The sequence below is a fragment of the Thermoanaerobacter sp. X514 genome (assembly GCF_000019065.1).
Lineage (GTDB): Bacteria > Bacillota > Thermoanaerobacteria > Thermoanaerobacterales > Thermoanaerobacteraceae > Thermoanaerobacter > Thermoanaerobacter pseudethanolicus.
Genome location: NC_010320.1, coordinates 586,155 through 604,883, shown reverse-complemented (window position 1 = coordinate 604,883; position 18,729 = coordinate 586,155). Strand labels below are relative to the sequence as shown.

The following is an 18,729-nucleotide window of genomic DNA, read 5'->3' as shown; positions in this document are numbered from 1 at the left end:
CCCTACAGCTTTTCATCTTGCAACACAAGATTTCCTCTCCACAAGCTTCACAGGCACAATTATATGGTCTATGTCTATCTCCTTTTGCTTTAACCTCGCAATCAAAAGCTCTGCAGACTTAATCCCCAAATCAAACGTGGAAATATCTATTGTCGTAAGGGGTGGATTTGCAAAGGCTGACAAGGGGATGTTGTTAAACCCTACTATCGATATATCCTCAGGAACTCTATATCCTTTATCTATTGCAGCCCTTATCACACCAAATGCCATAACATCATCAGTAACCACAACTGCAGTAGGTTTTTCTCTTTCTAATATTCTCATCATCGCCCTATATCCGCCGTCTTCTGAAAACTCGTCTTGTTCCGCCAACTCTCTTTTAAAAGGTATTCCATTTTCCTCAAGGGCAAGTTTATAGCCATCTAATCTATCTAAACTCACTACATATTCCAATGAACCACTTATAAAAGCAATTTCTCTATGCCCATGTTTAATAAGGTAATTAGTAGCAAGCTTAGAAGCCCCTATATTGTCATTATCAACCCAATACACACCTTTGGCATCTAAAGGCTTACCTATAACAACGAAAGGAAATTTCTCATCTCTTAACCAAGGTATAAGCTCATCGGTTGTACGAGAAGATAAAAGAATTATTCCATCTACTCGTTTGCCTTTTACCATATTTATAACCGCTTCTTTTTCCTCTTCTTGATTCCCAGATGTTGATAAAAGCAAATCATATTTTTCTCTGTGGGCAACAACACTTATTCCTCTCATCACTTCTGGGAAAAAGGGATTTGAAAAAGCTTCCTCTGTAGAGCGAGGCATTATAAGCCCTAATGTATTTGTCACTTTACTTGCAAGGCTTCTGGCAATGGCATTTGGATAATACCCCAATTCCTCCATCGCCTTCCAAACTCTCTCTTTTGTCTCTTTGCTTATACGAGGATTATCAGCAATAACCCTCGATACAGTAGAAGGAGCAACATTTGCCCTTTTTGCCACATCTTTAATCGTTACATTCATTATACCACCACCTTCAAAATGAAACCGATTGCATCTCTTCTATTTATTATTCTATCCTATTCTTTTATTTACGTCAACACTTTTCATTTTTTTAAACATGCAGTGTACACTTTTATATAACTCCTGCTATCTTTAATATTTCCCAACTGATCCTATATACAAACACTAAAACTGACAAAAGCACAGGCCAATATAAGAAAATGTGTAAATCTTCTTTTACTGTTGTAGTACCGCGTATAATATATGGGTCAGTTATTTTCTTCAAATATCTCAATAGCACATACAAAAAAACAGAAGCAAACAATGCAAAAATCCCATAACCAACGACTACAATAAATGGAATATTTACTTGTTGTAATGGAGTAGCTTTTCCTAAGTTTTGTTGTGCTACAAAATATGATAACAACACAGAAATAGTGTTATTTGTAAAATGGCCTATCATTCCCGCATATATGGAATTAGTTCTATACACTACATATCCTAATAAACTACCGAGAAAAAGTATACTTAAAAAATTTTGTACATTTAAATGAAGCATTGCAAAGAATATAGCGGTTATAAAAATACTCTTTATAGAACCCCTCATTTCAAAACTTCTCATAACAAGTCCCCGCATAAATATTTCTTCACAACAGGCAGCTACAGCTCCAAATATTAAAATTTGCATAAAAAGTTCTTGTATATTGGAAGCTGCAGGCATTTGCATGACAGGAATTTTACCCAATTTAGATAGAAAATAATTTGTCAAAAGTGCAAAAAAACCCGATACTATCCAGCCTAAAATAGCTATTATTATCACTAAAAAAACTTGATCCCCTTTTATAGGATTTAACCTTAAAACATATTTTACATCATATTTTTTTAAAAAAAGATAAAGAATAACAGGCAGTAAAACAAGAAAAAATTCTGTGATGAGTATACCTATATATAAAGAAGCCTTTTGCACCAAATATCCCACTGTTATAAGAAGTAACATGACAAAAAAGTACAACTTACTTACATCTTTTTCATCTGGTCGCATCTAATCACTTCCTTTTTACATTGTCAGTCTCATCCTTATAGATTTTAACATAAAAAGAATAAAAAAGTAAGAATTAAATGTGAGGATTTTGTGAAACCTAATAATTGCAAAATTCAATCAATGTGATATAATAAATAATAGAAAAATATGGAGGTGATGTAAATGAGTCTAATGAGACGAGGACGTGATTGGTGGGATTGGCCCTTCGATTTCAATATTAGAAATTTGCCAAGCATTTTTGATGTGAATTTCCCATCTATTTCAGGTCTATTTTCTCGGCCAAGAGTGGACATCACCGAATCTGAAACAGAAATAGTGGCAACAGCTGAACTACCGGGCGTTGACAAAAAAGACATTGAAATAAATGTCTATGACAATATACTGGAAATAAAAGGGCAAACCACAGTAGATGAAGAAAGAGAAGATAAAAATTATTACATGAGAGAAAGATATTACGGAAGTTTTGCCAGAAGAATAGAACTACCCGCAGAAGTAGATCCTGAAAAAACTACTGCTAAATTTGAAAATGGTATACTCAAAATCACAATGCCAAAATTGCATCCAAGTAAGCCAAAGGGAAGAAAAATAGATATAGAATAATATGAACAAAGGTAAGCAAAAAATTGAGATGCAAAATATCACATTATCTTTGCCTAAGGATTTATTACAAAAGATAAAACATATAGCTATAGCTAGACAAACATCAGTATCTGGCCTTTTAACAGAAACTCTTGAGGAAATCGTAAGAAAAGAAAATTCATATGAGAAAGCCAAGTCACGCTATATAAGTATATTAGAAAAAGGTTTTAACTTGGGTACGGAAGGCGAACTTACCTGGAGCAGAGAGGATTTGTATAGAGACCTAAATTCAGGTCAGTACTCTGGCAAAGTAAAGGTGCAAAATCCTTTTAGCAAATAAAAAAAGTGGAAGGCAACAGCCTTCCTTTTTTATTCTACTTTTTTCTTAAGAAGCGCTACCATTAATGCAGTAACTACTGTACCAACTGCTATTACTCCAATGTAAAGAAGAGGATTTGACACAGCTATCGGTATTACAAATATTCCTCCATGAGGAGCTCTTAATTCAATGTGGAAAAGCATTGAAAGAGCACCCGTCACAGCAGAACCAACCATTATAGAAGGTATTACCCTGAAGGGGTCTGCTGCCGCAAATGGTATAGCTCCTTCTGTTATAAAGGAGGCACCTAAAACCCATGCTGCTTTACCTGCTTCTATCTCTTCCTTTGTAAATCTATTCTTAAAAAGAACAGTTGCAAGTGCAAGTCCAAGAGGCGGTGTCATACCAGCTGCCATGACCGCTGCCATTGGAGCAAAAACATTTGATGCTAAAAGACCAGTTGCAAAAGTATAAGCTGTCTTGTTTACAGGACCACCCATATCAAAAGCCATCATGAGTCCCAATATTGCTCCAAAAATCACTGCATTTGTAGAACTCATCCCAGTAAGCCAGGCAGTTAAAGATGTCATTATGGCTTTCATTGGAGAACCTATTACATATATCATTAAAAGTCCAACTATCAAAGTTGATAATACCGGTAGTATAAGTATTGGCATTAAACCCTCTAATGTTTTAGGAAGCTTTATTAGCCTTTTCAGATAAACTATCGTATATCCTGCCAAAAATCCTGAAATGATACCGCCTAAAAATCCTGCCCCAGTGGATACTGCCAGCATACCGCCTACCATACCGGGAACAAGACCAGGCCTATCTGCAATAGAAAATGCTATATAGCCAGACAAAATCGGCACCATCAATGCAAAAGCTGAACCGCCACCAATTTTCATCAAAGCCCAAGGAAGAGTTCTTTCTACCTCAAAGGCTTTATATCCCCAGAAGAAGGAAAGCGCAATTAAAATACCACCTGCAACTACAAAAGGTATCATGTAGGAAACACCTGTCATAAGGTGTTTGTAGGCACCTGTCCTTTGCGCTGACCTTTCTTTATGAATCTCCTCTACTTTTTCTACATAATCTTTTGGCTTTTCCATCTTAAGAGCTTTTTCAATAAGCCCTTTTGCATCTTTTATAGCATCTTCAACTGGCACCTCAAGTACAGGTTTACCGGCGAATCTTGATCTATCAACTTTTGTCGCAGCTGCTATTATGACAGCATCAGCAGCTTTTATATCTTCTTCAGTAAGTTGATTCTCTGCACCTATTGACCCTTGAGTCTCTACCTTTATGTCTACTCCCATTTCTTTGGCTGCCATCTGAAGATTTTCCGCCGCCATATAGGTATGGGCAATACCTGTAGGGCAGGCTGTAACAGCAACTATCTTTTTCATAACAATCCCCTTTCATAAAGATTTTACTTCTCAAAAGCCTTTATGACTTCCTCAGGTGTCGACGCTTTTTCTAACTCCTCTCTCACCTCCTTATGCATTAAAGACCTTGAAAGCTCAGCCAAAACTTTAAGGTGCAGCTCATCAGAGTTGTCTGGCACAGCAATTAAGAAAAATAAATAGGCAGGTTTGCCATCCATTGAGTTATAGTCTATTCCTTGTCGAGACTTTCCAAATACTATTGCTGGCTTTTTCACAAGACTGCTTTTGCCATGAGGTATTGCAACCCCATAACCTATACCTGTAGAAAACTCCTCTTCTCTTTTTTTCACCACTTCTAAAAAGCCTTCTTCATCATCTACAACTCCATTTTCTTTTAAAACACTTACTAACTCTTCCAACACTCCATTTTTGTCCTTTGCCTTTAGGTCAAAAACCATCATTTTTTCGTTCAATACATCTTTTATTTCCATTTCCCTCACCTTTCTATCCTCTCTATTCCAATCTTATCCTTTAATATATTTACCTCCTCAAGAGTGCCTGCTCTTGTGCCTTCTTTCATGACAACGGAGGTAGATAAAGCTGCTGCTATTTTTATTGTCTCCTCAATCGGAAGTCCTTTGTATATTCCATGGGCAAAGCCTGCAACAAAGGCATCTCCTGCTCCAACTGTCCCTTTTACTTCAACTTTTACAGGCATTACCCTATATATCCCTTCCTTTGTTATCACAACACTACCGCGACCTCCCATAGAAATCGCAACTATTTCTATACCTGAATCCTTCAGCTTTTTTCCTTCTTCAATAACCTCTTCTAAACTCTCAAGCTTTTTGCCTACTACATCTTCTAACTCCTGCACATTAGGCTTTATCATGTAAGGCTTTTCTTCTATGCCGTATAAAAGCGCTTCTTTGTCAGCATCAAGAATTATTTTTAAATCACCGCTTTTTACTTCTCTAATTATGTCTTTGTAAAAAGTCTTTGGCACTCCTTGTGGTAAACTTCCTGAAAGCACAAGCACTTTTGACTCTTTAGTATATTTAAATATACTTTTTTTAAGTAGCTCTATTTCTTCTTCGCTTACATGAGGTCCATATTCATTCAAATCAGTAACTTCCATCCTTGAAATATCAGAAATCTTTATATTTGTCCTCGTCTCATTTTTTATTTTCACAAAGTCAGTTTTTATGCCTTCATCTTCTAAACAATCGATTATATATTTAGCATTAGGTCCTATAAAGCCAAGAGCAATAACATCATCTCCAAAATTTTTAAGGTTTTTAGCGACATTTATACCTTTTCCCCCAGCATCTACTCTTGATCGAATTACCCTATTTACATAACCAATTTTCAAATCCTCAACAATTATTGTCCTGTCAATTGCTGGATTCGCCGTTACTGTCGTTATCATCATCTTCATCCCTTCCAAAGCTTAATATATCTATATTTGCCTGTTCATATTTTCTCACTATCTCATAGTCAATCTCATCATCTGTAATTATTGCCGTAATGTCCTTTATATCTGCAAATTTGACAAAAGATTTCTTCCCAAATTTAGTATGGTCAGCCACTATATAAACTTCACTTGCCACATCACACATCGCTTTTTTTGTATTGGCCTCAATTAGGTCTGGAGTCATAAGCCCATCCTCAAAAGATATAGCATTTGTACCTATAAAGGCTTTGTCCACTTTAAACTGCTTTATCACCATTTCAGCAATAGGACCAACTAAAGCCTTAGTCCTCCACCTCTGTATACCTCCTGTCACAATAAGCTCAATATCCTCGTGTTTTGAAAGCTCTATTGCAATAAGAGGTGAATTAGTGACAACAGTAAGTTTCGTATTTTTAAGATTTCGCGCAATCTCAAGAGTAGTCGTACCGGCATCTAAAATTATAGAATCTCCTTCTTCTATCATTGATGCAGCAATTTTACCTATCTTCCTTTTTGCCTCTAGTTCCACATCTTCTTTTTCAAAAAATGCAGGCTCATAATGAGTGCCAACATTCAATATCGCGCCACCGTGAGTCCTTTGTATGAAACCCTTTTCTTCCAGTACGTGCAAATCTCTTCTTATTGTAGACTCAGAAACATTAAAAAGTTTGCTAAGCTCAGAAACACTGATACTTTTATCCTTGCTTATAATCTCCGCAATCTTCAACCGTCTTTCCTCACCAAACATTCTATCAGATATACTCATATTCATTCACATCCATTCAATGTTATTCCGCTCATTTATGATTGTTTTTGCTTATTTATGATTATATATTATCACTTTCATTTTGTCAATAAAAAAAGGAGTAGTTTTCTACCCCTTTTTTTATTATAAATTGCAATATTAAATGCAACACCTAATGAAAATCATGTAGATATAGGATTTGGAACAAATCATATATAACCTTAAGCCCATCTTAGTTAACAAATTGAGCGAAGGTCGTGATTTGTCAAGGGTTTAAGTCAGGCGAAGCCTGCCCCTTGACAAATCACGAACGAGCTCTATACTTTATAAGAGATGGGCTTAACAAATTTTTGCCAGTTCCTCATAAAAGCATTCTTTAGGTGTTTTATAATTTAACAATTTTCGTGGAAGGTTATTAAGCCAATTTTCTACTTTCTTTATCGTATCTATAGATAAATCTCTAATACTTTTTCCTTTAGGGATAAAACGTCGTATAAGACCATTATGTCGTTCATTTGTACCTCTTTCCCAAGATGAATATGGATGTGTATAATATACTTCTACGCCATATTCTAAAAGAGCACTTTCTAAATCACTAAACTCTGTACCATTATCAGATGTTATTGTTTTAAAGACCTTGCTTAAATTGTCACCAAACATATCTTTTAATTTTGATAGTGCATCTTTAACAGATTTACTGTCTTTTGTATCCAATAGTAATATTATTTCATGGCGAGTCTTACGCTCTATTAATGTTAAAAGGACCTTGTCATTAGACTTCTTGCCAATTAACGTATCTATTTCCCAATGCCCAAAAACTTCACGGCTTTCAACTTCTTTAGGCCTAAAATCAATACTTTTACCCATAATACGTTTATTTTTACGGTTTTGTTTCTTCCTTGGTTTTAAACGTAGTTTTAAAGGTAAATCAATGTTTTTAACTTTTAATAATCCTCTATCTATATAGTTGTAGAGTGTTTTAGTACAAACAATGGTTTTATTATTCCAACTTGGGTCCTTCTTACAATAACCTACAACTGCGTCTGGTGACCATTTTTCATTTAATATTTTATTTTCAGCATATTTCAAAAAATCTTCTGCTTTAGCTGCTTTAAATTTAGCTCCACAATTTGAACGATTTTTTTCGTAGACAGCCTGACCAGTTTCAGGAAAATAGCTTGTATAAGAAGACAAATCACTTCTAAGTTGTGTAGTAGTTCCACGTTTAATTTCACGGCTTATAGTACTTGGAGATCGATTAAGTTTTTTAGCAATATACCGAATGCTCCTTCCTTCCTTGAGTAATGCATAGATTTCTCCTCGTTCATAGCTACTTAAATGTTTAAAAGAACGCTTTTTTGTGGTACAATTATTATGAACCATAGTGAAAATCCTCCTTGTATGATGTTTAGTTGACACCTATATCATACACGATTTTCACTATGGTTTCTATTTTTTTATCTGTTGCATTTAATTATACAACTAACCGCAAAAAAAATAATGCTTACTGCATTATTTTTCTGTCAAATATATATTTTTCTTCCTTAAAATTTTTATTGGTGCGGGCAAAGGGACTTGAACCCCCACGTCGAAAGACACCAGATCCTAAGTCTGGCGCGTCTGCCAATTCCGCCATGCCCGCATATTAATATGGTGCACCATTAGGAACTCGAACCCCAGCCCCGCTGATTAAGAGTTCACGCAAGACCATTTTATCAAAGTTTTTTTAATATGTCAAGAATGCCTCTAAGCAGGATCGCACTTCCCTTTTAATAATTTTAGAAGTACTTCAGGGGCATTTTCTTTTTTAATCATTCTAGCCTCATCTTCACCTCTATGAATAATATTTCTGACTACACTATCTGCTAATTTTGAAATTTTTAGCTCGTCAATTTCTCCATATGCTTCGTACAGTCGTTCATCTTGTATTACAAATGCATGCAAAAATATCCAAGTATACGTTCCGCCGTAGGATTCCAAAAAGTTACGTTTCATTTGTCGTTAATCATGATAATAGCATTGGGGGAATATTAGACCGCTCTCATACTGACATTATCGCAGAATACTTTTAATACGACAATATCACAGAATAATAGCATTTTTCTTTTTGCTTATTGACAATGCAAAGAAAAACAAGTATAATTAAAGTAGCAAGTAAATAGAAAAAAAGGCAAAGGCGCCTTTAAAAAAAGGTGCCTTTGCCTTTTTTAATTATTAGCCATCAAATTTAAATTTCCATCAAACTTTATTCTGTGAGCGGGAAGGAAGTATTAAGAATTGAAGAGTTAAATGTATTTTACGGGGCCATTCATGCTTTAAAAGGAATATCGCTTACCGTAAACGAAGGAGAAATAGTAACCTTAATCGGGGCAAATGGTGCGGGGAAAAGCACTACTTTAAATACAATTTGTGGATTGGTCAAGCCTAAATCAGGAAAAATAATTTTTGAAGGTAATGATATTACTGGTAAAACTGCTCATGACATTGTAAAAATGGGTATAAGCCAGGTGCCTGAGGGCCGACGGGTTTTTGCTAACATGTCAGTATTGGAAAACTTGGAGTTAGGTGCTTATCTTTTAAAAGATAAAGCAGAATTTAAACGCAGGCTTACCAGGGTTTTTGATCGGTTTCCGCGGCTTGCGGAAAGAAAGGGACAACTGGCCGGCTCTTTATCTGGCGGAGAACAACAAATGTTAGCGATGGGGCGAGCATTAATGTCAGCACCTAGACTTATGCTTTTAGATGAACCTTCAATGGGCTTAGCCCCCCTGTTGGTTAAAGAAATTTTTGCGATCATTAAAGAACTAAACGAGCAAGGAACTACTATTCTTTTAGTAGAACAAAATGCACATATGGCTCTTTCTATTGCTCATAAAGGCTATGTATTAGAAACAGGAAAAATTGTGTTATCTGGCCTCGCCTGGGAGCTGGCGGAAAACCCGCAGGTAAAAGAAGCTTATCTCGGGGGGTAAAGGAAGTTAGATAAGGCATTTTACTCGTCAGATTAAAGGCGAGCCCTCTGCTTTTATACATAAAAAGTTTGGTTCGTCATGATATTATTTTTATCAAGAAATTTACATTATAATAAAATTTTGAAAGTTTGCTCTAGGAATTTACAGTAGGCATTTAGTATAAGTACTCTATTTTTTTATAGGTTGGTTCTTAACCAATTCAACATTTATTATACAGCCTTAAAAATAAAAAATATAATCTTACAATGAAACAAAGGCGTTTCATTTGTATGAGTATGCCTTTGTTTTATTTTCTTAATATTTTATGCTTTAATTAATCATTATTTTATCTACGTAAGAAAATGGCATTTTAGTTCTTATAAGGCCATCTGGTTGTAGCAAGACTAGAGGATGGAAGACTACAGCACTGGAAAATTCGGTTAAAGGAGGTGAAAGGGTGAATCGCACTCATTTTGAAAAAGAATTAGAGGGACTTCATTATGACGTATTAAAAATGGGTAGCCTTGTAGAAGAAATGATAGCGAATGCCATTGCTTCTTTAGTAAACCATGATACAGAATTAGCTCAAAAGGTCATCGATGGTGATGACAGAATAGACAAAATGGAAGTAAAAATTGACAATAAATGTGCAAAGATTATTGTAACCCAGCAGCCAATTGCAAGGGATTTGAGAATAGTTTTGACAGGGCTTAAAATTGTTACAGACTTAGAAAGAATGGCAGACTATGCAGTAGATATAGCAAAAACTACTTTGAGGATTGCTCATCAAAAATATACAAAACCATTGATAGATATTCCTAGAATGGCTGAAATCGTAAGAGAAATGGTAAAAATGTCATTGGATTCTTATGTTCACCAGGATTTAGACCTTGCAAGAACGATTGGCGAAAAAGATGATATAGTAGATGCTCTTTACAAACAAGTATTTAGGGAACCATTAACTGATATGATAGAAGACCCAAGAAACATCGACCAAGCGAGTCAGTTTTTGTTTGTAGCTCGTTATCTTGAGAGAATTGCTGATCATGCTACTAATATATGTGAATGGGTAATTTTCTTAGATACAGGAGAGCATATAGATTTAAATTAAAAATATTAATTTGGTGTATTTTGGTTTTCATTTTTATACATTTTTTAATAGCTTCAATAGGAATTCCTCCTGTAAATTGTTGATATGGAGTGTATTAAAGCAATAAAGTTCCATATTTTCATCAGCTGTTATTTAAAATACTACCTATGGTAGCTACTTTACTTTGCTTCCATTCAAAAGTTATCTACCTGCCATTAAATATAATGATACACCTTCAAAGCTTCAAAATTAGCATGTTAATGCTTATAATTCTAAATTTTAACAATGATTTGCAAAATCAATTTTCCTTTTTATAGCTGCACATCTTCCCTGGTTAAGGATAGCAGGTATTTTATATTTATGTACATGGCATTTGAAATCGCGGTAAAATCATATGCCTCTTCTTGCAACATTGCCATTGCAGGTGATGCTCCAAAACTCAAAAGTGCGTTTGCATTATCATTCATCACAACATAATTTGTGATGACATGTATAAGTGGCACTTTCCCTTTTACGAGTTCAAAAGTTTTACAATTTCATCAATCATAAAATTTTCTCTTTTCTTTTAAAAAAAGTTTGTGTTACAGTATAAATTACAGCAGTCAAAAATATTGTTGTTATGGTGGGAGTTAGATACCATTTTAATAATGAAGTACCGTTATATACCATGTAATTATACGTAATAATTCCAATGATAGATGATACAACTGCAGGAATATTAAGGTACCCACTTTCTTCATATTTTAATATAAAGAAGCCTACAAAAACTACTGTGTATACTGGAATAAATACACTACCGATAGCATATAAAAAGTTTTGATATTTATCAATTGGGAATAAATATGCTGCTATGATACCTATCAGCGAATAAATTATTAATAGCTCTTTTTTACTGAGCCTTGTTTTAATAACTGCCATTGTAGATATCGCAGCAGAGTATACATCCATAAAAGTAGTCGTCACTGTTGATAAAAGTATTATTAGCAATGGTACAAACCCAGTTTTTATTGATGCAAAATATGAAATTATATCTTTTCCTTCCGTTTTCAATGAAACAAAAAGACCTATAAAATACATAAAACAGCTTGCAATAAAATAACCTAAAAATGTATATATAAAGCTAGATTTTCTATTTTCACTGTTGATCGTATAATCTCCTACTAAAGGCAGCCATGATACAGGCATAGCAACGGCAAGTTCGATTGCATCTACAAAACTTATATTACCTGTTGGTGTTAAAATTTTCCCGCCCTTTAAAAATACTACAACACCAATAGTCAATATAAACAACAATATTACTGCAATGTTATTTACCCAGTATACTTCACTTTCAAAAAATAGTGACCATAATAAAACAGATGTGCCTACAAAAAGTATTCCTACACCAACAGACATACCAATGGCACCATTAAAAGCTTTTGCTGATTGTATAATCATGACTGCTGTCCATCCAATCAATTGTAGAATGTTTAGTGCTCCTAAAAAAATTGTACCTTTATTGCCCAAAACAACTTTTGTTGATTTTATTGCTGGCAACTTAAGGATGTATGACATAAGCCCCCCAAGCGAGAAAAATAATGTACCAATGATATGGCCTATTAAAATAGCCAACAAGCCTTTAGTTAAACCTAGAGGTGCAAATAGCGAACCTGTATAGATTTCAGCAATTGAGATTGCTGCACCTGCCCATATTAGAAAAAGGGTAAAATTTTTAATTTTCATGATTCACACCCGCCTTTCTAAAGTAAGTTTATGAGATAAATTTCTTATATTTTACTAAAACCAATACCACTACATATCCTATAACCGAGCCTATTGTACTGGAAAGCGAAAATGGAATGACAAACATAAAAGCCGCACCGGAACTTCCAAGTATATACTTAGCTATAGGATAAGAAAGCAAAGCCCCTATAATGCCTGTACCTATAACTTCTCCTATAGAGGCAAAATAAAACTTACGTGTAAATCTATAAAGATATCCAGCAATGAACGCACCAACCATTCCTCCTGGAAATGCCAAAAGCGATCCAACGCCAAGGATGTTCCTCAATAGTCCTATAATAAAAGCTACTTCTAACGCTCCCCAAGGGCCCAAAAAAACTGCTGAAATAACATTAATAGCATGTTGAACAGGTGTAACTTTGGCAACACCTACACTAAACCATACATATTGAGAGGTAAAGGTGCCTATAGCAATAATAAGTGCCATAAAAACCATACGATGTATTTTATTCATACTTCCACCTTCTTATCTTTTTCTATTATCTCCGGCGTGAGATTATATATCTCATCAAAAAATGTCACTTTAAAACTGCCGGGCCCTTTGACATTGCTGCTTTGAGCGGCTCTTTCACCTGCTATTCCAAAAGCTACAAAAGCTTCTATTGTGGTTTCAAAATAATCTTCACATACTCCGCAGAAGCTCGCTACTACAGAGGTAAGCATACAACCTGTGCCGGTGATAGTACCCATCATAGGATGTCCATTTTTCACATAGGCAATTCTTTTTCCATCAGTAATTATGTCAGTAGCACCTGACATTGCTACTACAACGTTGTACGCGTTTGCTAAATCTTTTGCAGCTTCAGCAATATCATCTACTCCTCCTTGAGACTCTACGCCGCGTATTTTTCCACCTTTGCCCGCAAGTATTGAAATCTCTGCACTATTCCCTTTTATCACAGAAATTTTTACTTCTTCCAGTATCTTTTTTGAGCTTTGTGTCCTAAGCTTTGTAGCTCCCGCTCCTACAGGGTCTAATATAACTGGTACTTTAAATCTATTTGCAGCCTTTCCTGCCTTTATCATCGCTTCTACTTGTTCATTTGTAAGAGTGCCTATATTTAAAACTAAAGCATCTGCTGCACTTACCATTTCTTCTACTTCTTCCAAGGCATGGGCCATGACTGGCAGTGCTCCTATAGCCAGTGTTATATTAGCACAATCGTTGACAGTAACTACATTGGTAATATGGTGAACTAAAGGTTTTTTCTCCCTTAAAATTTTCAACAATTCTTTTTTCATTTCAAATCCTCCTATCATTTATCGCTTTTTTTATAACCTCCAAGAGTTTTCTTGTATTGTTTTCTATATCCCCATAAAATACAGCTGAAACTGAGGATATCCCGTCTACTCCCGACTTTAACATGACTTCATAAGCATTATCCTTCGTTATACCTCCTATTGCAACGACTGGAATAGTAACAGCCTCTTTTATTTTTTTTAACCCTTCTATTCCAATGGCTTCTGCCTCCGGCTTTGTTGGAGTCTTAAACACCGCACCTACCCCTAAATAATCCGCTCCATCCCTTTGTGCCTTTAAAGCTTCTTCCACTGTTCTCGCTGATACCCCTACTATTTTATCACGACCTATTATTTTTCTTACAATATCTGCCGGCAAATCCTCCTGTCCAACGTGAACTCCATCTGCATCTACTGCCAAAGCTATATCCACTCTGTCGTTAATAATGAGAGGGATTCTATTTCTTTTTGTCACTTCTTTAACTTTGAGAGCAATTTCATAAAATTCCCTACTTGATATATCTTTTTCTCTCAGTTGAATTACTGTTGCACCGCCTTTTATCGCTAGTTCTACTGCTTCAGCAATATCCATATTCTTTATGTAAGACCTATCCGTTATAGCATAAAGGGTTAAGTCCATATCTCACACCTTCCTTATTTCTATATTCCAAAAATGGTTAGTAGGACCTACTCCATGCCCTATGGCCAACGAATGTTTTATAGCCCCTGTAATGTATGCTTTCGCTCTTTTTATCGACTCAACTAAATCATGGCCTAAAGCAATATTGGCAGCTATAGCTGAGGAAAATGTGCAGCCTGTACCATGCGTGTTTTTAGTATCAATCCTCTCTGATGTAATTTCATAAAACTCTTTTCCATCGTAAAATACATCTAAAGCATCTCCTGTAAGATGTCCACCTTTTACAATTACTGTCTTTGCTCCATAATCTAAAATTTTTTTAGCCGCTTCCTTCATATCCGATACATTTTTAATTTCTTTTCCAATTAATTCTCCCGCTTCCATAAGATTTGGAGTAACTACAAGGCTTAAAGGAATCAATTCCTTTTTCAAAGCCTCCACTGCTTCCGGCTTTAATAAATAGCTTCCACTCTTTGAAATCATGACAGGGTCCAGCACAACATTTTTTACATTGTAATCTTTTAACCCTTTTGCAATCATTTTAATTATGCTTTCATTAGATACCATACCTATCTTCACTGCATCTGGATATAAATCCTCAAAAATTGCCTTCATCTGCAAATACACCATATCGGGGCTTATATCCTCAATTCCCAAAACCCCCATGGTATTTTGCGCTGTTATTGAAGTAATGACACTCATGCCGTATACTCCATGGGCTGAAAAAGTCTTTAAATCTGCCTGTATACCTGCTCCTCCCCCAGAATCAGAACCGGCAATAGTAAGGGCTAATTTCATAAAAACACCTCCAAATAATAAAATAAGCCCACCTGTGAGGTGAGCATTTTTACAAATGTTTTAAAAAGCATGCTTCCCTACGCAGGCATTACCCTGACAGGTTCAAAGGGTCGGGAACGAATCCCCTCTCAGCCACTTTTTGGCTCCCCTAGCACTTGTCATATTTAGTTTTGCCTAAATTGTTTAAGTTAATTATACCATAAACGCAAAAGAATTCAATAATTATTTTGAAAATGGTGTCAATATTCAATGAGTTAAGTTATAAATTCCCCTTTTTCTGATAAAATTTAAGTGTTAACAAAAAACCCTAAAATTACTGCCCTTAGCTCATTTTTGCAAGCTAAGGGCTCTCCTCAATTTCTCAGTCTTCATTTCTTATTTATCAAAAAGATATCCTATTTGAACTTGTTGTGCTATTGTTTGTCCTTCGCTGTCTGCAAAGATTAAAATTTCTTTGCCTTCAACATGGTTAAAATAATAACTATACTGTTCTTGTTCATTGCCTATTGTCTATCTGCTTGCTGTGAAATTTTTAAATTAAATTTTAGAAAGATTCTTCATAAATCTTGGCAATAACAGCTTCAGTTGCTTCCACTGGTGCATTAGAAAGCAATCCGTCCAGAGAAGGCGTAGTTTTAGCAAGCCTTACCAGAGTCGGAATATCCTCTTTTGTGAATCCAAAGTCCGAAAGTTTTTGGGTGCATCCTACCTTAAAGAGCCATTCTTCAACCTTTTTAGCTACATATTCTGCTTCAGCAGGCAGACCTTTTAGCCCAGGCACTATAGGACTATATACTTCAGCCAGAACTTCTGCAACAGATGGATAAATAGCCTTTACCACCGCAGGCAGTATAGCACCAAGTCCAAGACCATGAGCTATCTCGGGTTTTACTGCACTCAGAGGATGCTCTAGCGCATGGGTAAGGTGCAAAAGGCCATTGTCAAAAGAAATACCAGCTAAAGCAGAAGCGTAAAGCAAATAGTATCTGGCCACAAGGTTTTCAGGGTCATTTACAGCAGCGGGTAGGTAACGAACTATCAGCCTCACTGTTTCTTTTGCCATTAGGACGCTGTAAGGTGACGCTACAAGAGTGGTAGCAGCTTCGGTAACGTGGTTTAAAGCATCTATAGTAACCGCTATTGTCTGTTTTTTGTCAAGCTTTGTCATAAGGGAAGGGTCATCTATGGCATACATAGGATACAGGCAATCATAAGCAATTGCAGGCTTATAATTTTTTTCTGGGATGGTAGCCACCGCAAATCTGTCTACTTCGGTACCAGTACCATGAGTAAGGTTTATAGCTATAATAGGAGCAGCTTTTTCAGGTATGAATTTCTGTTCATAAAGTTCTCTTGCATTTTTATCAGTGTATTCCAGCAGTACAGCCACACTTTTCGCGGTATCTATAGGGCTGCCACCGCCAATGCCGATAACAGCTTTTGCCCCAGTTTCCCGGCCGATTTTGGCCGCCTCATCGATCATGTCAACAGTAGGATTGGGCCCAACCTTGTCATAAAGTGAATATTTGAATCCGAGTGTCTCAAGAGCCGGTTTTACCACATCCCAGGCCCCACTGGCTTTATAGGAACCTTTACCGGTTACAAGAATGACATTGTTGATACCTTTGTTTTTAAGAACTTCTAGAATATCTTTTATCTTTTTTATACTACCTATTCCAAAATAAGTCGTGTTTTTGCAGCGAAGTTCAAAAACCTTATTTGGATTTATTTTTGTTTCCCACACTTTAATTACCTCCTATTGTTAAATTTATAACAATCTCTGTATACAATTATAGCACTATCTTAGAAAATGGTCAACCCCAAGTTATAATATCTATTCTTATCTATTACCTTTATTGCCCCATTTATAAATCCTTATAGTATAGTAAGTAACTATATTTACTTATTCTTTCTTTAAAGAAGTATGAAAGGATTCTATACATGCATTATCATAAGGACATCCTTTACTGCTAAATGAATGTTAATTAATCGGCGTATACTAATAATATTAAAAGTCAGGGGCTTGAAATTATCAAGCTTCCCTGACTTTTAACATATTTTGTCTCACGTTTGCTAGTCTACAATTACAGTAGCTGTACCAGTGGATTTATGTCAATATGGTAGACACAAAAACTCGAAATTTTTATGCAGATTTTTTAATCAAATCCTCAAATTGTTGCGGAGTCATATACCCTATACTGCTATGTAGTCTTTTTCTATTATACCAAGCTTCAACTCTACTATAGTGTTTTTGAACTCTTCACTATATTTTCTTTGACCTCTTGGCATTTTGTGACACTTTCTCTCTTTATATTTTTATTTTAACCTGTTCGAGTTAAAGTGTCTACAATAATATAATAACACCATATCACAACATTAAAGTAATGTGAATGGATATATTGACGATAACAAATATATTTTAAAAACATCTTTTCTTTTAGAGCATTAAATGTTAAACTCATATCGTAAAGGTTTCTCCTTCTATCAATGTTTTTAGCTTTAACAACTAATATTAGAGAAATACGGTACTTTCACGCATATTTTAAAAAATTACTCATTTTTATTTAGCCACAAAAAACTTTGCTATCTTTTTAATAATTTTATTTGCCAATTTGAAGTTTAAATTTATTGAGGTAGGTGAACTTTTTGTTAGAACTAATAAAAAAAGCTGAAAAAACACACTCTCTCACAAAGAAAGAAATAGTTGAGCTTTTAAAGGATGATCAATATAACGATGAATTATTTAAAGCCGCGGATAGAGTAAGAAAAAAATATGTGGGAGATGAAGTTCATTTAAGAGGGCTTATTGAATTTTCTAATATATGTAAGCAAAATTGCTTATATTGTGGTCTAAGAAGAGATAACAAAAATATAAAACGTTATAGATTAAAGCCAGAACAGATAATTAATTTTGCCAAAAATGCCCGCAATTTAGGATATAGAACTGTAGTATTGCAGTCTGGCGAAGATGATTTTTTCAATGTTGAAAGGATGACTAAAATCATAAAATCCATAAAACAACTCGATATTGCAATAACTCTAAGTATAGGCGAAAAAACAAGAGAAGAATATAAGGCATATAAAGAAGCTGGAGCAGATAGATATTTGTTAAGAATAGAAACAACGGATAAAGAACTTTATGAAAAACTCGATCCTAATATGAGTCATGAAAATAGAAAAAGGTGTCTTAAAGATTTAAAAGAATTAGGTTACGAAGTTGGAACTGGATGTCTCATAGGACTTCCTGGACAAACTATAGAATCCATTGCAGATGACATTCTATTTTTTAAAGAAATTGATGCTGATATGATAGGGGTTGGTCCATTTATCCCGAATCCCGATACACCATTAAAAAATGAAAAGGGAGGCACATTTGAACTCAGTTTAAAAGTTATGGCCATAACAAGGCTTTTGATGCCTGATATTAATATTCCGGCAACTACAGCAATGGAAACCCTAAATGTTAATGGAAGGTTGATAGCACTTCGTAGTGGAGCAAATGTTGTAATGCCAAATGTTACAGAAGGGGAATACAGAAAATTGTACGCATTATATCCAGGCAAAATCTGTATAAATGACACTCCCGCCCATTGCTTTAGCTGTATTACTGGTAAAATAAATAGCATAGGCAGACCAATTGCAAAAGATTATGGCTATAGGAAAAATGTCATGTCAAAAAAGTAAGGGACGGGGTCTTC

General features: G+C 35.2%; 19 protein-coding genes, 1 tRNA gene, 2 pseudogenes and 1 riboswitch. Of the genes and pseudogenes, 5 read left to right on the top strand and 17 right to left on the bottom strand.

Annotated elements, in window-relative coordinates; translation table 11 throughout:
* Window positions 1-12 precede the first annotated feature (12 nt).
* A complete protein-coding gene (locus TETH514_RS02965; RefSeq protein WP_003867598.1) occupies window positions 13-1,026 on the bottom strand; it encodes a LacI family DNA-binding transcriptional regulator in 1,014 nt (337 codons plus the stop codon).
* A gap of 112 nt (window positions 1,027-1,138) precedes the next feature.
* Entirely contained in the window at window positions 1,139-2,047 is a 909-nt protein-coding gene (locus tag TETH514_RS02960; RefSeq protein WP_009052121.1) for a CPBP family intramembrane glutamic endopeptidase, read from the bottom strand.
* A 162-nt stretch (window positions 2,048-2,209) separates the two neighbouring features.
* Between TETH514_RS02960 and TETH514_RS02955 the strand changes: the two genes are divergently transcribed.
* Both TETH514_RS02955 and TETH514_RS02950 read left to right on the top strand, forming a co-directional pair.
* Window positions 2,210-2,647, top strand: a complete 438-nt coding sequence (locus TETH514_RS02955) for an Hsp20/alpha crystallin family protein (RefSeq protein WP_009052120.1) — start codon at window positions 2,210-2,212, stop codon at window positions 2,645-2,647.
* 1 nt (window position 2,648) lies between these two features.
* A complete protein-coding gene (locus TETH514_RS02950) occupies window positions 2,649-2,966 on the top strand; it encodes a hypothetical protein (RefSeq protein ID WP_003867594.1) in 318 nt (105 codons plus the stop codon).
* Between the two features lie 29 nt (window positions 2,967-2,995).
* On the opposite strand, the gene TETH514_RS02945 is transcribed toward TETH514_RS02950, so the two are convergent.
* The 7 genes from TETH514_RS02945 to TETH514_RS02915 form a co-directional block, all read right to left on the bottom strand.
* Window positions 2,996-4,354, bottom strand: coding sequence for a PTS fructose transporter subunit IIC (locus tag TETH514_RS02945; protein ID WP_009052119.1), 1,359 nt, complete (start codon window positions 4,352-4,354; stop codon window positions 2,996-2,998).
* Window positions 4,355-4,377: 23 nt separating this feature from the next.
* A complete protein-coding gene (locus TETH514_RS02940) occupies window positions 4,378-4,824 on the bottom strand; it encodes a PTS sugar transporter subunit IIA (protein WP_012268611.1) in 447 nt (148 codons plus the stop codon).
* Window positions 4,825-4,829: 5 nt separating this feature from the next.
* Window positions 4,830-5,762 carry a 1-phosphofructokinase gene (gene pfkB / locus TETH514_RS02935; protein WP_004399068.1) on the bottom strand — a complete coding sequence of 311 codons (933 nt, stop codon included), beginning with the start codon at window positions 5,760-5,762 and terminating at the stop codon, window positions 4,830-4,832.
* Entirely contained in the window at window positions 5,728-6,558 is an 831-nt protein-coding gene (locus TETH514_RS02930) for a DeoR/GlpR family DNA-binding transcription regulator (protein ID WP_009052117.1), read from the bottom strand. The genes pfkB and TETH514_RS02930 overlap by 35 nt, the downstream gene beginning before the upstream one ends.
* A gap of 312 nt (window positions 6,559-6,870) precedes the next feature.
* Window positions 6,871-7,914, bottom strand: coding sequence for an IS30 family transposase (locus TETH514_RS02925; protein ID WP_009052524.1), 1,044 nt, complete (start codon window positions 7,912-7,914; stop codon window positions 6,871-6,873).
* Window positions 7,915-8,088: 174 nt separating this feature from the next.
* Window positions 8,089-8,173: transfer RNA gene (locus TETH514_RS02920), tRNA-Leu, on the bottom strand.
* Between the two features lie 104 nt (window positions 8,174-8,277).
* Entirely contained in the window at window positions 8,278-8,526 is a 249-nt protein-coding gene (locus tag TETH514_RS02915) for a hypothetical protein (RefSeq protein WP_003868374.1), read from the bottom strand.
* Window positions 8,527-8,783: 257 nt separating this feature from the next.
* Between TETH514_RS02915 and TETH514_RS02910 the strand changes: the two genes are divergently transcribed.
* Together TETH514_RS02910 and phoU are read left to right on the top strand one after the other, a co-directional pair.
* On the top strand, window positions 8,784-9,503 hold the full coding sequence (locus TETH514_RS02910; RefSeq protein ID WP_003868155.1) for an ABC transporter ATP-binding protein: 720 nt from the start codon (window positions 8,784-8,786) through the stop codon (window positions 9,501-9,503).
* Window positions 9,504-9,939: 436 nt separating this feature from the next.
* On the top strand, window positions 9,940-10,593 hold the full coding sequence (gene phoU / locus TETH514_RS02905; protein ID WP_003868156.1) for a phosphate signaling complex protein PhoU: 654 nt from the start codon (window positions 9,940-9,942) through the stop codon (window positions 10,591-10,593).
* A 332-nt stretch (window positions 10,594-10,925) separates the two neighbouring features.
* Here the strand turns inward: phoU and TETH514_RS12200 are convergent.
* The 8 genes and pseudogenes from TETH514_RS12200 to TETH514_RS13110 form a co-directional block, all read right to left on the bottom strand.
* Window positions 10,926-11,075 (bottom strand): annotated as a pseudogene (locus TETH514_RS12200) (hydroxyethylthiazole kinase); the annotation flags it as partial.
* A gap of 40 nt (window positions 11,076-11,115) precedes the next feature.
* On the bottom strand, window positions 11,116-12,294 hold the full coding sequence (cytX, locus tag TETH514_RS02900) for a putative hydroxymethylpyrimidine transporter CytX (RefSeq protein ID WP_003868157.1): 1,179 nt from the start codon (window positions 12,292-12,294) through the stop codon (window positions 11,116-11,118).
* A 28-nt stretch (window positions 12,295-12,322) separates the two neighbouring features.
* Window positions 12,323-12,808, bottom strand: coding sequence for an energy coupling factor transporter S component ThiW (gene thiW / locus TETH514_RS02895; RefSeq protein ID WP_003868158.1), 486 nt, complete (start codon window positions 12,806-12,808; stop codon window positions 12,323-12,325).
* Window positions 12,805-13,596: a hydroxyethylthiazole kinase gene (thiM, locus tag TETH514_RS02890; protein WP_003868159.1), complete on the bottom strand. Its 792-nt coding sequence runs from the start codon at window positions 13,594-13,596 to the stop codon at window positions 12,805-12,807. The genes thiW and thiM overlap by 4 nt, the downstream gene beginning before the upstream one ends.
* A gap of 1 nt (window position 13,597) precedes the next feature.
* Window positions 13,598-14,233 (bottom strand): thiamine phosphate synthase, encoded by a 636-nt coding sequence (thiE, locus tag TETH514_RS02885; RefSeq protein WP_009053030.1) that lies wholly within the window; start codon window positions 14,231-14,233, stop codon window positions 13,598-13,600.
* 3 nt (window positions 14,234-14,236) lie between these two features.
* A complete protein-coding gene (thiD, locus tag TETH514_RS02880) occupies window positions 14,237-15,031 on the bottom strand; it encodes a bifunctional hydroxymethylpyrimidine kinase/phosphomethylpyrimidine kinase (protein WP_003868161.1) in 795 nt (264 codons plus the stop codon).
* A 57-nt stretch (window positions 15,032-15,088) separates the two neighbouring features.
* Window positions 15,089-15,191: riboswitch (TPP riboswitch) on the bottom strand.
* A gap of 384 nt (window positions 15,192-15,575) precedes the next feature.
* Window positions 15,576-16,775 (bottom strand): iron-containing alcohol dehydrogenase, encoded by a 1,200-nt coding sequence (locus TETH514_RS02875; protein WP_003868162.1) that lies wholly within the window; start codon window positions 16,773-16,775, stop codon window positions 15,576-15,578.
* A 399-nt stretch (window positions 16,776-17,174) separates the two neighbouring features.
* A pseudogene (locus TETH514_RS13110) lies at window positions 17,175-17,231 on the bottom strand (hypothetical protein); the annotation flags it as partial.
* A gap of 446 nt (window positions 17,232-17,677) precedes the next feature.
* On the opposite strand from TETH514_RS13110, the gene hydE reads away from it, so the two are divergent.
* Window positions 17,678-18,715, top strand: coding sequence for a [FeFe] hydrogenase H-cluster radical SAM maturase HydE (gene hydE, locus TETH514_RS02870; protein WP_009053031.1), 1,038 nt, complete (start codon window positions 17,678-17,680; stop codon window positions 18,713-18,715).
* Window positions 18,716-18,729: the final 14 nt, after the last annotated feature.